Origin of the sequence: Citrobacter sp. Cc139 (genome assembly GCF_030334645.1) — a bacterium.
Lineage (GTDB): Bacteria > Pseudomonadota > Gammaproteobacteria > Enterobacterales > Enterobacteriaceae > Citrobacter > Citrobacter werkmanii.
Window position 1 is genome coordinate 1 of record NZ_JAOWDM010000090.1, and the last position, 16,385, is coordinate 16,385.

Below are 16,385 nucleotides of genomic sequence, written 5' to 3' on the forward strand. Positions count from 1 at the left end.
ACGTTGTGGAACTGCTGCGCCATGGCAATCAGACCAGAGGTCGGATCGTTCGTCAGTTTGCCGAATGCCGCCGCCACCTTATCGACCGGCACGCCCGACGCATCGGTAAATTTCGCTACCGCCTGGCTCATCTCATCGAACCGGGCACCGGCACGCACTCCGGCGTTGACCAGCTCCGTCAGCGCGCTGCTGGTCTGGTTAAACGTGAGTCCTGCCTGCTCGCCGGATTTCGCCAGCACCAGCATGCGGTTTGAGGTCAGCCCGGCAGTATTACCGGACAGAACCAGCGTTTTGTTGAAATCAGACAGCGTGGACGAGCCCTGATACCAGGCGTAAACCACCGCGCCAGTGGCGGCAGCCAGCGCGCCAACACCTACCATCACCGGCGATATGGTGCCCAGCAGCGCCCGAAAGGTCGGAATAATACCGCCAAAGGAGTCTTTCACCTGACCGCCCTGCTGCAGCAGGATAAGCCACGGACTCTGCCCACCGGCCAGCTGAGTGGCGATATCCGTAAACTGCGCAGGCAGCATACGCATCGCCGCGTTGTACTGGCCGACTGAAATACCGGCCTTCTTCGCAGCGCTCTCCTGGCGGGTAAATGACTGCTGCACCTTCAGAGCAGAGTCATTCGCTGCGTCACCCGTCTGCTTAAACTGCCTTTTTACGTACTCCATCTGCTCGTTGAACTTTGACGAATTAACGTCAAGGTTAACGACCAGGTCACCCACTGCCGTCTGGGCCATAGCGAACACCTCCTGAAATGCCCTCGGCCTTTGCCATCAGCACAGCGTCACCAGGTTCATCATCGGCAATATCCTCCGCAGAAGGTGAAAGCAGGCTGAAGCTGGCAGGGGTTGATGTGGTTTTGGGGTCAAGCGCGGTAATGACGATATGCATCAGCGAGGAAAAATGTGCATCCAGTTGCACATCATTAAAAAAATTGTCCTGGTAGAACGTTCGCCAGTCGGCGTATTCCGTTGACGACATACCAGCAAGCATGGCGCGCCAGTCCGGGCGGCGAAATTCACGCGCCAGTTTCAGGACGAATGTCAGCTCGCTGGCGAGGACTTTTCCAGACTGACCGGCTCAGTCACAGCGATATCCTCTGGATCATTCGCTTCCTGCAGCGGCACCATGCCGGATAACAGCTTCACGCTGTACTCTGCTGCGGAAACAATCTCCAGCGGCCAGGTCATCAGCACTTCATTCTGGATCTGCTCAACGTCTTCTTTCGGCGTTTAGTGCGTCCCTTTCAGGGGATGTCCATGCCATAAAGACATGGCCACCAGCAGTGCGCCGGATTTAATCGTCATATCCATCGCCGCCTGCATGTCGGCATCGGTGATACTTTCCAGCGTCTTCAGGTGTTCAAGATGCTCAATACGCTGCAGCGCCGACAGTTCGTAGAGCGTGACGGTCTTACCGTTGCGTTCGAACGGCTCACTTTTTAAAAACATGGGTTACTCCAGAAAGCGGGGCCACAGCCCCGGAAGTCAGGAAACGGTGACTTTACAGGTCGCGACAAAAAGCCCGTCGTTGGTCATCACGATAATGTCGGCGGTTCCGACGGCAATGCCTGTTACCGTCAGCACCGTACCGGCGACAGTCACTGTGGCTTTACCTGCATCCGTGGTGGTGGCCCGGAAAGATTGATCGCTTGCGCTGGCTGGCCCCACGGTGACATTCAGCGTGGTAGTGGCAGCAACCGCAACAGTGGTGGTCGATTTATCCAGGCTGACGCCGGTTACGGCAATCGCTGCAGCAGCGCTGTCTTCAGCAAGGCCTGGCTTGCCGTTATTGCTGATTTTGACAGAACGGGTAATGGTGTCTTTTGCCGTCACCGTTTTACCCAGGCTGCTTACCCAGCCACGGAACACATCAATGGCGCCATTCGGGTATTTGATTTTGTACGCCAGCACGGTACCGTCATCAAACCAGCGAACCAGAGCCTGCTGCCCGCTCTCGGCAGGTTTCCAGGCCAGCGTAAAACTGGCCTCCTCCGCCGATTTCTGCCCCTGCGCGGTAGCAGTCCAGTCGGCATCTTCGTCGTCCAGGTAGGTATCATCGTTTGATTCGGCAGTCAGTTCACCGGGCTGCAGGTCTTTAATCTTTGCCAGGCGCGTCCAGTCAACATCCGATAATGGGTTAACGAATGGGTTGCCCGACCCGGAATAAATCCAGAGCGTGGTGGTGGCACCCTTTACCGGCGCCAGTGGGTTTGGTGTAGTCATTACGTCCTCACATAATGTAGCTGATGGAATAACTGAGGTCGGCAGATCCCCACGTCATGGCCTCTTCATCGCGCTGATAGTCATACCCCTGAGCCGCCATCAATTCGAGAAGATTTGCCAGTTCGGGAACATCAGCCATTGCCGGATAGATGCGGTCCTCCATCCAGGAATCCAGAGCACTGTCTGTAGCCGTGGCTTTTAGAAACACCTCAACATGCAGCACGGCTGTCCACATATCTTCATCAACACTTTCATCCGAGGCCCGGGCGTCAGAAAGGTAAACCGCAACCGCCGGAAGATCCTGCTCATCCAGAAACCCAGGACGACCATCGAACCATGTCACTGCATCTGAGATATTGCGCTGGAGCGCGGTTAGTACGGCTTTGCGGATATCACTGTTTTTCATCGTTTAAGGATCAGCCTCAGTTGGTTAGACAGGTTTTGTCGCATAATTTGCGGCATACGTTCGTCCATAAGTTTTGGCACTTCAGCCCGGAATGTCTCGGTCAGGGGAATTGCTAAGGGAATACTGACCACTTCAATGGGATACCGGCTCTTCGTGGTACGCCGCAAAACATGCCAGCGACCGTTTGCCAGTTGTTGAATAAAGGCCCCGGGAAAACGAAAACGCCCCACACGCAGCTCACTGTTCGTACCTGACTTATCACGTTTACGCCGTGACAGACGCATACTGGATGGTCCCAGTTTGATAGCGGGAAGATTCCCGCGGTTTATGCGAATCAGAGCGCGCGGCTTCTCCACCGTAGCCCGACGTATCCGTGCACGCTGCCTGACCAGTTTTCGGGGAACGCGGGTTGATTTCGCGACAGCGGACACACTGCGATTGACCGCCTGCGTGGCGATACGGTTCACCGTCTGGGCGGAAGCGCGCGGTACAGCTCTTTTACTGATGCTGTTCAGATTAGCAATGGCCTGCTCCAGCCCCTTAATCGACATACTCCCTCCTGCTTACTCGATAAAGATGCGCGGTTTGCCGTTAAAGCGTTCGTGACGGGTAAGATGGAACTCCTCCCCTTCAAAAATCACCACGTCATTACGACGCGGCCTGTATCCTGCAGTAAACACCACCAGCGATCGCCCTGTTCCGCTCAAAGGCCCCATTTCTTCCAGAAACTCAGCCGGAATAACAATCATGGGCTCCCCGTTGATGGTCGCTGGCTTGCCCATTTTGTTCACCGTGACCGCATCCATGCGGCTGACAAGTCTGTCAAAGGGATTAGGCATTGATTTTCACGGCTACAATTGCGGAACTGGCAGCAGCATCTTCCCAGGCAACCCCAGCCAGATCGGCACCTGTCGCGTCGTTCTGCACTTTTCCATCTTTTATATGAACCTGCTCACCGATGGTGATCGCATCGGTAGTCAGCTTAGGCAGCAGGAAAACACCTTCGGTAAAACCGTCTCCCGTCTGGCCTGCCGCAATATCAGTAATGGCAATCGCCACGACTTTCCCCACCATCACCGGCGAACCACTCAGGATCTCAACGCTGCCCGTGTTGGCAATCTCAATAGTTTTGCCATGCTGTACAAAATTCTTCGCCATAAATTCAGTCTCCATCCAGCCCCATACGGGGCCGAATTCAGATACAAAAAAAGCCCTGATGGGCTGTGATGTGCTGCTTGAGTGGAAGGAATTATTTCCCGGTTGATTTCGCCATGCCGCGATAATCCAGAGGTGATACACCGGCATCGATGCGCACTTTGGTGGCAATACCGTCGGTAGTGAAACCTTCCTGCTGATCGATATACGGAGTATCAACGCCGTTCAGGTAAGCCACTTCGATGGTGTCTGTGCCCTTAGCGGCGGCCAGATACCAAGCGCTGGTGTCTTTGGCATCAAGACGCGGCTCCGCGATAACTTCAGCAAAGTTCTGAATTGGGTTCATGATACCGGCGTTGATATCCGCCCCTTTCACACTGGCAGACTTGATCGTCTGGTTTGCCAGGGTTTCGAGCGCGACTGGCACCAGCATGAATGCCGGGCGAATATTCAGGGGACGTTCTCCCTCTTTCTGAAGACGCATCATCTTGCGCGCTTCATCAAGGCTGGCTACAGAAATCGCGCCTGCGGAGATATTGCCGTGATCAGCATGGAACAGCGGCTTGCCATCAGACAATTTCGCGTTTTCGGTCAGAACGGCATACACCAGATCGCCGATCGTCCCTTTTGCCGCGCGGCCCATCTTCATAGGTACATCGGTTAACTGATTCAGATCGTCGTTGATGATCGCCTGACGGGTAATAGAGAAGATTTCACCGTAGGTTGCCAGCGCGATGCTTTCACCTTTATCTTTGGTGGTCACATACTTATATTCAGCACCTTCGCGTACCTGACGCAGGGATGAGAAGCCGCCAAGACCGACACGATGTGCCGTTTTAAAGTCAGACAACTGGCCTTTCTTGGTCCACTGCTCAAAAGTTTCTGCTGCTTCCTCCCAGCCCTGCAGTAACGCTTTATTAGCAACGTCGAGCAGGATATTACCGAAGTCAGACGTGCTGTGCGTCAGTGCCATGCCGACCATTTGCATCGGGTTATAGCTGGAAACGCCGATGCCGCGTTCGGTCAGTGCCATACGGGCATATTCGCGCAGCGTCATGCCGTTATAGACGTTATCACGCTCCATGCTTTCGAAGCCTGCACGCGCCATCAGCGCCTGGCGGACACCATCACCAACAAAGTTACCGTTCCCGGCGTAAATATGCGCATCGGTGGTTTTATTCGACGGCGTGGCAGTTTTACCCAGCGCCGCCAGCAAATCATCTTTTGCCTGTGCAACGGTGCATTCCGGATCCGCGATGCATTTATTCTGCAGCTCATGATGCTTGCCGCCGAACATCGCAAAGAGATCGTTAATCGCGTTAACACGGTTCTTTTGCTCAGCAAGCACCTGTGCACGGATAGTGGCTTCATCAGAAGTGGCCGCCGGCGCTGTGGTCGTCGTTGTCGCCACCTGTGGTTGTGGTTGCTGAGGTTCGCGCTGGGTAGTATTGCGCGGCGGGGTGATCATGTTACGAATGCTGTTTGGCATCTTTTCAAAGTCCTCGATACGTTTTGATTGAATACAGGCCATCGCCTGCAGAGATGTTGTGACCTGATCAGCAAAGCCATGTGCCAAGCATTCTTTACCATCCATCCAGGTTTCATCTTCCAGCATGGCGGCAACTTCCTCGGTCGTTTTCCCGGTTTTCTCAGCGTATGCCGGGATCAGGACTGACTCGACCTTATCCAGCAGATCGGCATAATCCCGCATGTCGTTGGCATCACCACCTGCAAAGCCCCATGGTTTATGGATCATCATCATCGTGTTTTCCGGCATAATGACCGGGTTGCCAACCATCGCAATCACAGAAGCCATTGAAGCTGCCAGACCATCAATGTGAACGGTGATCGCCGCGCCGTGATGCTTAAGGGCATTAAAAATGGCGATGCCATCGAAGACATCGCCACCTGGCGAATTGATATGAAGGTTGATATGGGTAATGTCGCCCAGCGCCTTCAGGTCATTTACAAACTGGCGCGCCGTCACCCCCCAGTAGCCGATCTCGTCGTAGATATAAATATCCGCTTCGTTGTCGGCGCTGGCCTGCATACGGAACCAGGAATTACTTTTTGCGCTGGCTTTCGGACGGTGATGCGCCCGGTTCTTTGGCTTCAGCACTTGTGCCTCCTTTGTCATTGGCAGGGTCAGTGTCAAACACCAGCCCCATCTCTTTGTTTTCGTCGATTTCTGCCTTCCGGCGCGCCTTCACATCATTCGGGTTACGTCCGCTGGCGCGGACCCAGTCGGATTCCGTTGCCGCTCCGCCCCGGATCTGTAATTTCCAGGCATTGGCCTCTTTAACCGGATCGATCCACGGCATAACAGGGCCGGAATACACTGCCGAGTACAGCGACTCCATATCCAGACCGCGGGGTAAATTAATCTCGCCGGCGGCCACCGCCATTTTCAGCCAGGCGCGGTACATTGGCCGGGTCACCGCACCAATAAACCAGTCCTGCAAAATGAGATAGCCGTCTGTTGATTCCACCAGTTCCTGTCGCTGCGCGCTGTAGGTGCCGTTGTAGTTTCTGGCTGTGCTTGAAAAGCTGAGTCGGCTGCCTGCTGCGACAGCGCGAAGTTGCCCATTACGGAAGGTTTCAAGGTTAGGATTGGGCCGGTCAGATTTCACCATGCCGATATCTTCACCAGGCTTAAGATCGTCATAAATGATGCCTGGCTGAATCATCACTTCGCGATCATCATCGGAAGCAGTGTTACTCTCTTCGAAGCTTTGCCCGTCCCCCTTTTTGATGTACATCCCCAGCGCAGCAGCAATACGTGCGGCGGTGAGCTCAGCATCTTCATACTCTTTAAGTGCGCTCAGGCGCATCAGTACACCGGACAGCATCGATACGCCCCGGGTCTGGTTCAGACGGCGGACAAATTTAAGATGCAGCATGTTTTCCGCATCCACTTCTTTGGTATCAAGCTGACGGCCTGAAACGGGCAGGCTTTTATAAACCTGATATTTCCTTGGTCTGCCCCAGTTGTCGACGAATACCCCCTGATTAAGCTGGCTGGCAGCATCGCTGTTCATGGGAATAAAATCGGGTTCAAGCGCTTCAAGCCAGAAAGGGATACCGGCTGCTGGCGTAAGACCATTCCCGGTTCCACTGACAAGCTGGGCAAACACTTCGCCATCCCGCAGCCAGGTGCGCAACATCAGGCGCTCAAGCATCGGACGCGTAAACTGGTTCGTGACATCTGGCCTGACAGACCATTCTGCCCATTTATTACGGATCTGATCTGCCAGCTTTTTGGCGATTTTACCGTTCATCAGTTTGGGATGAGGTTCAACGATAATTCCGGCTTTCCCCACCACCCGCTCTTCAAGCTTATCGAACACCCCAATCACCAGATCGTGATTGTTATCGAGCCACCGGGCCTGCTCCCGCAGTGATACCGCCCCCATTTTGCTGAGCTGATCAGCTGAACGATTTTCACGGCGCCCTTTGTGCGTTCTGGTCGGGGTAACGGCTTCATATGCCCTGATTTTCGCGCGCGCCTGCAGACGGGCTGCTTTCCAGCCAGGCGAAAAAACCCCAATCGCATCATCTAAAAGGCTCATTCAAACCTCGCCAGTCGGTAACCTGGCCGCCCGCGGCGCTGAGAAATAACAGAAGAGAGACGGCGCTCCCACTCCTGCCGACCTTTACGGATTTCCGACAGGTTCTCCATCGTCATTTCCTGCCCATTGAAACGGATAGTTTTGCCATCCAGTACCGCCATTTCGGCTTCGGTATATCGCTGGATCATGGCTTCAATATCGACACGGTTCACAACCATCCTCCTGAAGTTCTCCAAGGGTTAGCATCATTGGTTACGGGCTTTTTCCGCTTCCTTTTTTTGGTGGGTACTGGTTCTGGTGTCTGGGATGACGCTTCGCCAGCTTCCGACGGCGCGTTCTCCAGCCAGGTTTCCCGCCTCGCCCACTCAGGAGCAGCGGGCCATTTGATTTTCTCGTAGCCGTGGAGGATGGCGAGCGCATCTGCGTAGACCAGCAGGTCAAATGCTTCGTTTGCACCACGTCCCGGCTTACTCCATTTGCCATCGGTCGATCGCTCCTCATAGGTCAGTTCATCGTAAAACCAACTGCCGAGCCAGTCAGGGAAATGCACATAGCCAGGGCCTGGTGAATCACGCCACAAAGCGTTGTTCACCCGGTCTTTCAGAGCATCGGTCTGGAGCAGGTAAAGCGGGACATCACCAGAAGCCTGTGCCCGTCGGCTTGAACGTCCGGTATTATCAGGAAAGGTCCTGGAGATGAGTTTGGATCGGCGGACACTGTCGCCTTTGAACAGATAAATCTGTTTTCCGAGTCCCTCCCGACGACACTTACGCCAGAATTTATAAGCGTTGTCGGTCACACCATCCTCACCGCCGGAGTCAACGGCCATCGCCATCAGCCGCATACACCGTGTCGGATCCGATGCCAATGGCCAGGCTTTGTTAAACACATCGGTCAGCAATAAATCCCAGTCTTCTGGATAGCTTGCCGGGTCAATCTGCTGGCTCAGGCCATTGGCGTCATAGCGCATCGACTGCCGGATGTTGTAGCGGTCAACCAGCCAGCGTTCTCCCATGCTGCCGTAACCAGTAACCTGAACAACAAAACGCCGGTTGCGCCCCGCCTGAACATCGACGGTCGCCATAAGAAAACAAACCCCGTCCGGAACAGAGCGCTTTGGTACAACCTCCGCACGCTGCTCAAGCAGTTCACTTTTGCGCTGTTCCATACTGGATCGGGGAAGATACGGACGCCCAAAGTCGGTATTGATTACCGTCTTCAGCGCTTCCTCGCTGCCGGTGGCCTGATAGTCCTGCTCGGCGGTAAGAAATTTATAGATGAGCTGCGCCCAGGTCTGGTACGCAGCGGCGGGTCCTTCCATCCAGAAGGAGGCAATGCGCGAGCGTCGTCCTTCCCCAGTGATAACACCATCGTTGTCGATGGTTTGCCCATCCCGCAGCCACACGCCTTTCATATTCAGCGAACGCTTCATATCCGGAGTGATGTGCTCTTTGCAGGCAGGGCATTGAAGACAGGCTTTCTCGCTGGCCTGAACAGGGTCCGCGATATCGCGGTAACCCGTCATATTGTCCATTTCAGGCTGGAAATATTCACCGCAATGTGGGCACGGCCAGTAAAGGCGACGGCGATCACCACGGTTGTACAGCGCCAGAATTCCCGTTGAGGGAGGTGCTTCATGCGGCGAGCTACGGCGCCATTTTGTGTCACGTATATCGCGGCCCGGCGAACTCTCAACCAGCGTCATACCTGACGACATGAACGTTGTTGTTCGCTTTGATGCCAGTGAAAAGGCGTCACCTTCCCCGTCAATGTCTTCCGGGAAACGGTCATAGTCGGTCAGTGCCACACATTTATAGTCCGATGAGGACATGATATTGACCGATGGCCAGCCGATTTTCAGGTAGTTCCCGGCGCGAAACGTGCGGTCATATACGTTGTTATCATTACGCCGCGGGCTCAGTCGGGATTTCACTTCAGGGCTGCAACGGAATGTACGATCAAGACGCTTTTTGGAGTGCTCGCGCGCCTTTTCCTCAGTCATCTGAATCAGGAGCATATCAGCCGGATCACAGACAACGTTGTAAACAATCCAGCCATCAATCAGACCAATGGTTTTACCCGTTCGCGCCGGACCAACAAACACTACCGCATCATATTCACGCGATGCCAGGCAGTTCATCGGTTCAATCACGTAAGGTGCCAGATCCGGATCCCATGGAACGGAGTTACCCGCCCCCATTGGCACGCGCATATAAGTACTGACCGCATCGGCCACCTGCATTCGACGCGGGGCACGTAAGATACCGGAAACATCGCGGCGGATGCCTCTGGCGGATGCCCGCTTTGCCATCAGTCCTCCTCTGGCTCTTCCTCCTCTGCTTCAGCGTCCTGCACCCTCTCCGCCATCTGATCGCGCAGGTCATCAATAACGCTCTGCACGCGAGAAACCGCAACAGGCGTTAATGCACAGTCACGCTCAAGTACATCAGGGAGGGTTTCAAGTACCATGACGACGGCTTTCGCCATCAATGAGAATTCGCGCGCAACTTCATCGGCGGGAATGAGCTGCCCCGTATCCTGCTCGAACTTGAGTCTCTCATTCTCTGCTTTCCAGTGGGAAAGCCTGTCCGATGGCGGCATATCATCGATATTGGCTGACACAGTGGGGATCATCAGTTCGGTCAGAATATCGGTTATCAGGTAAAGCTTTAATTTGCTGTTGCTACCTGGGGCCGGTTCAATATTTTTCAGCCTGGTGGCGACCGTCTGACGGTGTACGCCAGTAATCCCTGCCAGTTGGTTGATGTTCAGTTTTAAAGCGGCAATTTCCTGGTCCATGATGGTGAACACTTTTTAAACGATTCGACATCTGCACGAAATAGCCTCTAATGAGATCAATAACCTGCGCAAATGATGATGATGACCTTAGATCCGAAAAACTAGCCGTTTTCCGCGCCGCTGCCGCCCCGTGGCAGGCTACCCTGCCGGGAGGACCCATTAAATAATAATGATTACCATTTGCCGTAATAGGTGGGGAGTAACAAAAAGCCGCCCTAAGGCGGCTGTTATTAATTATTTAATAGCTTTTCGATGTTAGATGGAACTGGTACGCCAGGCTCTGCTTTTAGTTTGTTTAGCCTTTCGATGATAGCATTCCTTTCCATCTCACTCGCAGCCTGATAATAGGGCTTTATCCCTTTAATGATTTCATTAGCTGTAGCAGAAGAACCAACGCCAGCACCGATTTCATTTCTTCTCATGGCATTATAAATTACTTGCTCAATAGCCTGATTCATACTCATTACCCTAAATGAGTGGCGACATACCACAACCTGTATATATGTCCACCACATCAAAAATTAAGCCCTTTAAAACTAGCATTTTGACATGACCGCTTCGATTCGTTGTCGCACTAGTAGTACATCTTGACGATTTGACAGGAACCGTTGCAGAAGCTCGCGCTAGCCCAGTTTTGCCATATTCAGTTCCTAAGGTTAAAGCCATTGAAAAAGCCACTCGAAGGTGGCCTTTTCAATGGCTTTACAACATAGCATTCATGTAGTCAGTTTTTTCAAAACTTCAGATTTTTGAAAACTACGTTAGCCTTCTTAGCTGACTCTTCTGCCACTTGTTGTTCTTGCTGTTTTAAAGCCAATTGCTGTGCTTCCCAAACGCCAAGATCACGATCTGCTTGAGAACAGTTCCCATTAATTTCATTTATTTGGGATTGAAGCTCAGCAAGGGGGCAATTTACGACTATGTAATTCCCCTCAACTCTTACTGATCTCTTCATGTTGTGAAATGTGCCATTACGAGAGCGCTCGAAGAATGTGGCCCAATTGGGCGTAATCTTTCCATCAACTTCAAGGTATCTATCCCCCATAAACTCGCTGGTGCTACTTAATCGCTCGTTGATTTTAATGACTTTCATAGTGTTTCCCTTTCATCAAATTGAAGATATACATTACCGCCCAGAATAGTTTTGGGGAATTAAATATTTAGCTTCATCTCCGTGCCAACAACAGCGACATAGTTAACAAAAAAACGTTCTCGCACCTAGTAAATGATTGAAAATAGTTAATCCTTAGTTTTTTTGTTGTTCGACTCTCTAACTGACTCGTAAATCCTCTCGCACGTCATTCCAGCGCGGTACCGTTCGTCAGCGATTGCAGCATAATGTTTAGCCTCTTCTGCAATATCTCCGAGCATGTCGGCGAGCATTGCGGCGTCCAGGCGGGCGGCAAGCTTTGTTGCTTCGCTGCGCAACTGGCTAATAGTGGCAGACAGGCCAGCAGCAGTGGCAGCAGATTTAGCGGCTTGTGCTTGTGCATCTTTTACAGCCTCATCACGGGCAATAATTCGCCCTTGTTCAATCATGCGGGCTGCGGTCTGCGCGTTCGCTGTTTGCGATGATTCCACGCTGTCACGTTCCGCCCACTTTTTTTCCCAACCGCGGTTACTCCACTCGTTTCCGGCGATAAATGCGACGGCCACCAGCACCGAAATGGCAATGAACTGATAGCGCAGGCTCACTGGTCTATCCCCAAGCACGTCAGCGCGCTTTCCTGGTCTCGTCGTTCTACCTGGCCATAGCAGCCATTTTTCTGGCCTTTGGTCAGACGACAGTCGCGGCCACCATCTTTAATCCACCAGCGAATAGCTTCACAGGCTCCTTTACGGTCGCCCGCATTGATCCGCTTATAGAACGTGGAAGGGAAACATTTTCCAGGGCCGATGTTGTATGGGCAGAAAGAAGCAATACCTGCTTTCTGTGGTTCCGTCAGCGGTACCTTGATATTTCGCTCAACCCACGCCAGCGCCTTGTCGCGTTCTATGGCGTTCACCTTGGAACATTTCTCAGCAGACAGCTTCATGCCCTGAACTACTTGCTTACCATCAACCATCGTGGCGCCACGGCAAATGGTCCAGATTCCGCCGCCGTCGCGATATGCCGTCAGGCTGTTACCCTCTTTCTCATCCAGAAATTGATCGAGAATCACGGGTGCGGAAGCCCCGGCAAGAATTAACCCAACGACCGCTGCGCTCAGTTTATTCTTCAGCTTTGGTGACATTGCCATTAAGCCGGTCCTCCCTTTCCTTTTTCCTGTAATACCAGTTCACTGCACAGGTGATAACAGTGCATGCGATACCGACAATAATTGCCCAGTCGCTCAGGCTTAACCCTGCAATTCTGTCGGCCAACATCCAGGACACCTCTTTTGCTGTTTTTGCTGTTTCGGCATATGCCTTCGCTGATACACCGCAGCCGGTCAGCGTGGTGCCTGTTCCATATGAAAGTCTGCTGTAAATGGTGCTCATTCTGGTCATAGCCTCACCTCCGATTTTTCGGATGGCGCTGTGTGTGATGAAAGGGTCAGGCTTCACGGGCTGGATTTATCAACAAAGCACGCAGTGAGTGATACCCGTGAGCCTGAATACGAAAAAGCCCCGCATCAGCGAGGCTAGAAATTCTTATCCGCACTCTCGCAGTGGCGGCGCTCATGCCCTTGAGGTACAGTCGCTTCATCGCCGCTGATAACCTGAGCACGTCTGGCGTTCGTGCTGCTCTACCGGAGTTTTATGATATAAGAGCCTTGACCAGTCACTACACAGGCTCGCCCAATGCCGACTCAGAGCAGCAGCATGTTACATGCCGATAAGAACCAATCTTTATGACAATCCTTATCACACTACAACACTTTTTGCGTACGCATTAGCATCATTTTGCTTGTCTTGTAATTTTTGAAGCTCTAATATTCGTCTACTAATAACCACAGCTTTTTTCTGATATTAAGAAGAATAGAAATGTACGCACAACGCAGGGAGCTTTACTCTCGCTTAGAGGACATGCGTCAATCGAAAGTCATTTGCTTCGTTACCGGCGACAAGCCTGGCATGGAAACGCAGATCCATAGCGAAGTTTTCGATTATTTCGTCAACCACTTAGACATAATCGGCGTTGTCCCGAAAATCAGTTTATTCATCTATACGAGAGGCGGAGATACGCTAACCGCTTGGAGTTTGATCAACCTTATTCGCCAATTCTGCGATGAACTTGAAGTGATTATCCCTTCAAAATGTCACAGTGCGGGTACGATCATGTCTCTGGGTGCTAATTCGATTATTATGACTAAGCAAGCCACCTTGGGACCTATTGACCCCAGCATAACCACGGCGTTAAATCCTTCTATTCAGGCCAATGGGCAAGACATTAACCTCCCCGTCTCTGTTGAAGATATCAAAGGATATTTGTCACTTGCTACTGACGAACTTAAGATTTCTGATGCAAACTCGCTTTCTCAAGTTTTGCTATCCTTAAGCGAGAAAGTCCACCCGCTTGTCTTAGGTAAGGTTTACCGCTCAAAAGCGCAAATTCAGATGCTTGCTACTAAGCTTTTGTCATATCAAATTAGTGATAGTGAGAAAATTAGCAAAATTGTTAACTTCCTGTGTAGTGATTCAGGAAGCCATGACTACACTATTAGTCGTAGGGAAGCAGAAAATGAACTGGGCCTTAACATTGAGAAACCAGACGAAGCTCTTTACACATTGATAAAAAGCATCTATGACGACATTAAAGATGATATGAAGTTAGGGGAGCCGTTTATCCCTGCAACATACATAGCCAATGGTGCTCCTGGGAATTACAATTTGCCTCGAGCCTTAGTTGAGGCAAAAGATTCCTGTTCTTATCAATTCCGTACAAATGGATTGGTGAGACTTACTATTGATAACAACCAGCAGCCTGTTATCCAGAACAATCTAATGAGCGAAGGGTGGGGTAGATATGATGATTAACACACTAACGAAGGGAGTTGTTTACAAAAACTATACAACAAATAGTTCCGCGCCAGGTTCAGTGAGTTCTAGCTCCGCGAATCAGCCCGGTATTTACTATACGGTTGTTGGCGTTAGTCAAAATACAGGCAGTCAAAGTTCAAACGCTTCAGACATGACAAAACGTCGATAACGATGATGAGCGTACTGGGACAAGATCCCGGTACGCTCGGCAAATCAGTTTGCGCCTAACATAAAAATGCATCCTTCAACGAACCCCAACGCTGTCTGCAAATTCTTCCTAATGGTTCCATCCGAGCACTTACGCTTTTTCGCAATAGCACGTAGTGAGATACCTAACACAAAGTGTGCGATAATTAGTTCATACTCATCAGGTCTGTATTTTCTTAGACGAGCAACACAACCATCAATAACAATACCTTCATCATCATCACATTGAAGTCGTGACTTTTTACCATGTGGGAGTAATCCTTTAAATCCTGCAGCAATTGGTTGCCAGTCCACACCGCTACTGTCAGCTGCAGCCCATGCCCCCCAACGATCCATCACTTCATACATATCACGCATCAAACATCTCCTTACGCCAGAACACCGAGCCCATAAGCCCGGTCCAGCACTCTGATAATCATTACCGGCTGAGGCACATGCTTTCGCTCAAACTTCACCGGGTCGTTATGTAGTTCTGTATGGCACTTACGACACAAAGGGATCGCGAAAATATCATGCGCTTTCGTAGCCATCCCTCCCTGCCCCCAGCCGATTAAATGGTGTGGGTCATCTGATGGTTTGCCGCAGCATTCGCAGGGCTGTGTTTTAATCCATTCCAGATACCCGGGGGCCGTCCAGCGGATCCGCTTTGGACGTTTCATATAGGTTTGCGGGGACTCAGGATCAACCAGAACACCAACTACAGGTTTGAGCGCAGGCCCCTGCGCTGATGACATGTTTACGGTTAACGTGCTGGCTTTGTCTGTAATGAGGCTGGTGGTGGTTACCCCCGGTTCGATATCGCATTCACGCATAACGGACTGATGCTCTTCTGAAGGAATACGAAGCGCCCGCCTGGCTACTGATTCGGGAATTGCGTCAGTAACCCCCATACGTACCGCCCACCAGCAAAGCTCCGGCAGCGACAGTTCTCTGGAAGGGTCCTGATTAAGCGCCACCATGATGCTGTTGATAATCCAGTTAATAACATTACGTCTCGCCAGCTCTGCAAGTTGTTCGCTGTAGTGGTCACGCAGATGGTTATCACAATGCCCACACAGAAGAACCGATCCGGGTTCATGATGCAGGATGGTTAACTCATGATAATGATAATCACTGTGTGGCCACTGGCAGCGATTACCGCCATAACGCATAAGCCAGTAATCAAGACCACCAACCCCACCTGCGGCCTTTATAACCTTTTCATCCAGGAAGAAGGGCCACAGGGACTCGTCACTGGCAAGCGGCTGGCGAACGTCAGGAACACGGCCAGCAGGTAAACGCTCCATACCTGCTGGCTGGCTTTCCACCAGCACACGTTCACAACTGAATAATGACATCAGCTCACTGCCCGGCTTGAGCAGCACAATTCCAAGCTCATGCGCGATCACCGGCTTCAGCAGCGCCCTCATTCTGTAATCTCCCCGATAATTATTTGTCCCTTCTCTCCCCATAATTTAGTGACGCGTGAATCCCAGATGTGAGCGTCATCTTCGTAAATGGCATCCATCAGCGCTTTCATCATGTTGTCGAAATCAGGTTTAGCCTGGTGTGGTTTACCGTTGAACTCAGCCCGTTTCTTTTTGCTCCAGGTCGCTGGCATCGGCAGAATGAAGGTGACATGCGAGCCGCTTTCCGGCAGCTCAACACACTGCAGACGAACTTCATCACAGAAAGCCCGGTAACGCAGAACCTCGGGGCGCTTTTTCCATTTGTCAGCGCGCGTCATTCTGGGCTTGCCCATTGGAGTGATATCGTAGGCTTTCACATTCACCTCCAGATTCGTTGTTGCCAGGTTCTGTCCTGACGTGGAGGTTTAGATGCTTCCGGCAAGAACACGCTGATCGTCCAGTGAATAAAGTCATTATCCAGACTACGCTCTGTCTTAATTTGCTTTGCGCGATAGCGGGCTTCCAGTTCGTCAGCCTGCTCAGTGGTGAGTTGGGTATGTTGAAACCAGCTTTTCTTCATAACGCACCTCTGGATGCGGCAAAAAGAAAATCGCTGGCGTTGGTTAACGTCAGTGAATGGGTATTTTGGATTTGATTTTGCGCC

The 16,385-nt window shown here is 51.8% G+C and carries 22 protein-coding genes and 1 pseudogene; 1 reads left to right on the forward strand and 22 read right to left on the reverse strand.

Features of this window, described 5'->3' with window-relative positions:
- The 18 genes and pseudogenes from OGV69_RS16105 to OGV69_RS16190 form a co-directional block, all read right to left on the reverse strand.
- A partial coding sequence (locus tag OGV69_RS16105; protein WP_286469409.1) for a phage tail length tape measure family protein occupies positions 1-746 on the reverse strand: 746 nt, incomplete at its 3' end.
- Complete coding sequence (locus tag OGV69_RS16110) at positions 724-1,002, reverse strand: phage tail assembly protein T (RefSeq protein WP_008322441.1); 279 nt, start codon at positions 1,000-1,002, stop codon at positions 724-726. The genes OGV69_RS16110 and OGV69_RS16105, both read right to left, overlap by 23 nt.
- Positions 1,003-1,052: 50 nt before the next feature.
- A pseudogene (gene gpG, locus OGV69_RS16115) lies at positions 1,053-1,460 on the reverse strand (phage tail assembly chaperone G).
- 36 nt (positions 1,461-1,496) lie between these two features.
- Positions 1,497-2,234, reverse strand: coding sequence for a phage tail protein (locus OGV69_RS16120; RefSeq protein ID WP_286469410.1), 738 nt, complete (start codon positions 2,232-2,234; stop codon positions 1,497-1,499).
- Positions 2,235-2,241: 7 nt separating this feature from the next.
- Positions 2,242-2,640: a phage tail terminator protein gene (gene gpU, locus OGV69_RS16125; protein WP_008784478.1), complete on the reverse strand. Its 399-nt coding sequence runs from the start codon at positions 2,638-2,640 to the stop codon at positions 2,242-2,244.
- Entirely contained in the window at positions 2,637-3,191 is a 555-nt protein-coding gene (locus OGV69_RS16130; protein WP_069324624.1) for a phage tail protein, read from the reverse strand. The genes gpU and OGV69_RS16130 overlap by 4 nt, the downstream gene beginning before the upstream one ends.
- A 12-nt stretch (positions 3,192-3,203) precedes the next feature.
- The gene (locus tag OGV69_RS16135) at positions 3,204-3,479 is read right to left on the reverse strand and encodes a DNA breaking-rejoining protein (RefSeq protein WP_008784476.1); all 276 of its coding nucleotides are present in this window, start codon (positions 3,477-3,479) and stop codon (positions 3,204-3,206) included.
- Complete coding sequence (locus OGV69_RS16140) at positions 3,472-3,798, reverse strand: DUF2190 family protein (protein ID WP_008784475.1); 327 nt, start codon at positions 3,796-3,798, stop codon at positions 3,472-3,474. The genes OGV69_RS16135 and OGV69_RS16140 overlap by 8 nt, the downstream gene beginning before the upstream one ends.
- A 91-nt stretch (positions 3,799-3,889) precedes the next feature.
- Positions 3,890-5,914: a ClpP-like prohead protease/major capsid protein fusion protein gene (locus OGV69_RS16145; protein ID WP_074458518.1), complete on the reverse strand. Its 2,025-nt coding sequence runs from the start codon at positions 5,912-5,914 to the stop codon at positions 3,890-3,892.
- On the reverse strand, positions 5,859-7,364 hold the full coding sequence (locus OGV69_RS16150; protein WP_069324625.1) for a phage portal protein: 1,506 nt from the start codon (positions 7,362-7,364) through the stop codon (positions 5,859-5,861). Before OGV69_RS16150 ends, OGV69_RS16145 begins: the two co-directional genes overlap by 56 nt.
- Entirely contained in the window at positions 7,361-7,576 is a 216-nt protein-coding gene (locus OGV69_RS16155; RefSeq protein ID WP_069324714.1) for a DUF6148 family protein, read from the reverse strand. Before OGV69_RS16155 ends, OGV69_RS16150 begins: the two co-directional genes overlap by 4 nt.
- Positions 7,573-9,675 (reverse strand): phage terminase large subunit family protein, encoded by a 2,103-nt coding sequence (locus OGV69_RS16160; protein WP_069324626.1) that lies wholly within the window; start codon positions 9,673-9,675, stop codon positions 7,573-7,575. The genes OGV69_RS16155 and OGV69_RS16160 overlap by 4 nt, the downstream gene beginning before the upstream one ends.
- On the reverse strand, positions 9,675-10,163 hold the full coding sequence (locus tag OGV69_RS16165; protein WP_069324627.1) for a DUF1441 family protein: 489 nt from the start codon (positions 10,161-10,163) through the stop codon (positions 9,675-9,677). The genes OGV69_RS16160 and OGV69_RS16165 overlap by 1 nt, the downstream gene beginning before the upstream one ends.
- Positions 10,164-10,393: 230 nt before the next feature.
- Positions 10,394-10,621: a hypothetical protein gene (locus OGV69_RS16170; RefSeq protein ID WP_065680538.1), complete on the reverse strand. Its 228-nt coding sequence runs from the start codon at positions 10,619-10,621 to the stop codon at positions 10,394-10,396.
- 275 nt (positions 10,622-10,896) lie between these two features.
- Positions 10,897-11,256, reverse strand: a complete 360-nt coding sequence (locus tag OGV69_RS16175) for a hypothetical protein (protein ID WP_065680537.1) — start codon at positions 11,254-11,256, stop codon at positions 10,897-10,899.
- A 146-nt stretch (positions 11,257-11,402) separates the two neighbouring features.
- Entirely contained in the window at positions 11,403-11,858 is a 456-nt protein-coding gene (locus tag OGV69_RS16180) for a DUF2514 domain-containing protein (protein WP_069324628.1), read from the reverse strand.
- Positions 11,855-12,403, reverse strand: coding sequence for a lysozyme (locus tag OGV69_RS16185; protein ID WP_069324629.1), 549 nt, complete (start codon positions 12,401-12,403; stop codon positions 11,855-11,857). The genes OGV69_RS16180 and OGV69_RS16185 overlap by 4 nt, the downstream gene beginning before the upstream one ends.
- Complete coding sequence (locus OGV69_RS16190; protein WP_003832349.1) at positions 12,375-12,653, reverse strand: phage holin; 279 nt, start codon at positions 12,651-12,653, stop codon at positions 12,375-12,377. The genes OGV69_RS16185 and OGV69_RS16190 overlap by 29 nt, the downstream gene beginning before the upstream one ends.
- A 477-nt stretch (positions 12,654-13,130) precedes the next feature.
- On the opposite strand from OGV69_RS16190, the gene OGV69_RS16195 reads away from it, so the two are divergent.
- Complete coding sequence (locus OGV69_RS16195) at positions 13,131-14,123, forward strand: SDH family Clp fold serine proteinase (protein WP_069324630.1); 993 nt, start codon at positions 13,131-13,133, stop codon at positions 14,121-14,123.
- 216 nt (positions 14,124-14,339) lie between these two features.
- On the opposite strand, the gene OGV69_RS16200 is transcribed toward OGV69_RS16195, so the two are convergent.
- Genes OGV69_RS16200 through OGV69_RS16215 form a run of 4 tightly spaced genes read right to left on the reverse strand, consistent with a single transcriptional unit; the run spans position 14,340 to position 16,301 of the window.
- Positions 14,340-14,690, reverse strand: coding sequence for an antiterminator Q family protein (locus OGV69_RS16200; RefSeq protein WP_069324631.1), 351 nt, complete (start codon positions 14,688-14,690; stop codon positions 14,340-14,342).
- 11 nt (positions 14,691-14,701) lie between these two features.
- Positions 14,702-15,742, reverse strand: coding sequence for a DUF968 domain-containing protein (locus OGV69_RS16205; RefSeq protein WP_069324632.1), 1,041 nt, complete (start codon positions 15,740-15,742; stop codon positions 14,702-14,704).
- Positions 15,739-16,098: a RusA family crossover junction endodeoxyribonuclease gene (locus OGV69_RS16210; RefSeq protein WP_069324633.1), complete on the reverse strand. Its 360-nt coding sequence runs from the start codon at positions 16,096-16,098 to the stop codon at positions 15,739-15,741. Before OGV69_RS16210 ends, OGV69_RS16205 begins: the two co-directional genes overlap by 4 nt.
- Before the next feature lie 2 nt (positions 16,099-16,100).
- Positions 16,101-16,301 carry a hypothetical protein gene (locus tag OGV69_RS16215; RefSeq protein WP_069324634.1) on the reverse strand — a complete coding sequence of 67 codons (201 nt, stop codon included), beginning with the start codon at positions 16,299-16,301 and terminating at the stop codon, positions 16,101-16,103.
- Positions 16,302-16,385 lie beyond the last annotated feature (84 nt).

Coding starts and splice junctions, on each gene's coding strand:
- OGV69_RS16110 (WP_008322441.1), bottom strand. CDS start 1,002: ATGCTTGCTGGTATGTCGTCAACGGAATACGCCGACTGGCGAACGTTC.
- OGV69_RS16120 (WP_286469410.1), bottom strand. CDS start 2,234: ATGACTACACCAAACCCACTGGCGCCGGTAAAGGGTGCCACCACCACG.
- gpU (WP_008784478.1), bottom strand. CDS start 2,640: ATGAAAAACAGTGATATCCGCAAAGCCGTACTAACCGCGCTCCAGCGC.
- OGV69_RS16130 (WP_069324624.1), bottom strand. CDS start 3,191: ATGTCGATTAAGGGGCTGGAGCAGGCCATTGCTAATCTGAACAGCATC.
- OGV69_RS16135 (WP_008784476.1), bottom strand. CDS start 3,479: ATGCCTAATCCCTTTGACAGACTTGTCAGCCGCATGGATGCGGTCACG.
- OGV69_RS16140 (WP_008784475.1), bottom strand. CDS start 3,798: ATGGCGAAGAATTTTGTACAGCATGGCAAAACTATTGAGATTGCCAAC.
- OGV69_RS16150 (WP_069324625.1), bottom strand. CDS start 7,364: ATGAGCCTTTTAGATGATGCGATTGGGGTTTTTTCGCCTGGCTGGAAA.
- OGV69_RS16160 (WP_069324626.1), bottom strand. CDS start 9,675: ATGGCAAAGCGGGCATCCGCCAGAGGCATCCGCCGCGATGTTTCCGGT.
- OGV69_RS16165 (WP_069324627.1), bottom strand. CDS start 10,163: ATGGACCAGGAAATTGCCGCTTTAAAACTGAACATCAACCAACTGGCA.
- OGV69_RS16170 (WP_065680538.1), bottom strand. CDS start 10,621: ATGAATCAGGCTATTGAGCAAGTAATTTATAATGCCATGAGAAGAAAT.
- OGV69_RS16175 (WP_065680537.1), bottom strand. CDS start 11,256: ATGAAAGTCATTAAAATCAACGAGCGATTAAGTAGCACCAGCGAGTTT.
- OGV69_RS16185 (WP_069324629.1), bottom strand. CDS start 12,403: ATGGCAATGTCACCAAAGCTGAAGAATAAACTGAGCGCAGCGGTCGTT.
- OGV69_RS16190 (WP_003832349.1), bottom strand. CDS start 12,653: ATGACCAGAATGAGCACCATTTACAGCAGACTTTCATATGGAACAGGC.
- OGV69_RS16195 (WP_069324630.1), top strand. CDS start 13,131: ATGTACGCACAACGCAGGGAGCTTTACTCTCGCTTAGAGGACATGCGT.
- OGV69_RS16200 (WP_069324631.1), bottom strand. CDS start 14,690: ATGCGTGATATGTATGAAGTGATGGATCGTTGGGGGGCATGGGCTGCA.
- OGV69_RS16205 (WP_069324632.1), bottom strand. CDS start 15,742: ATGAGGGCGCTGCTGAAGCCGGTGATCGCGCATGAGCTTGGAATTGTG.
- OGV69_RS16215 (WP_069324634.1), bottom strand. CDS start 16,301: ATGAAGAAAAGCTGGTTTCAACATACCCAACTCACCACTGAGCAGGCT.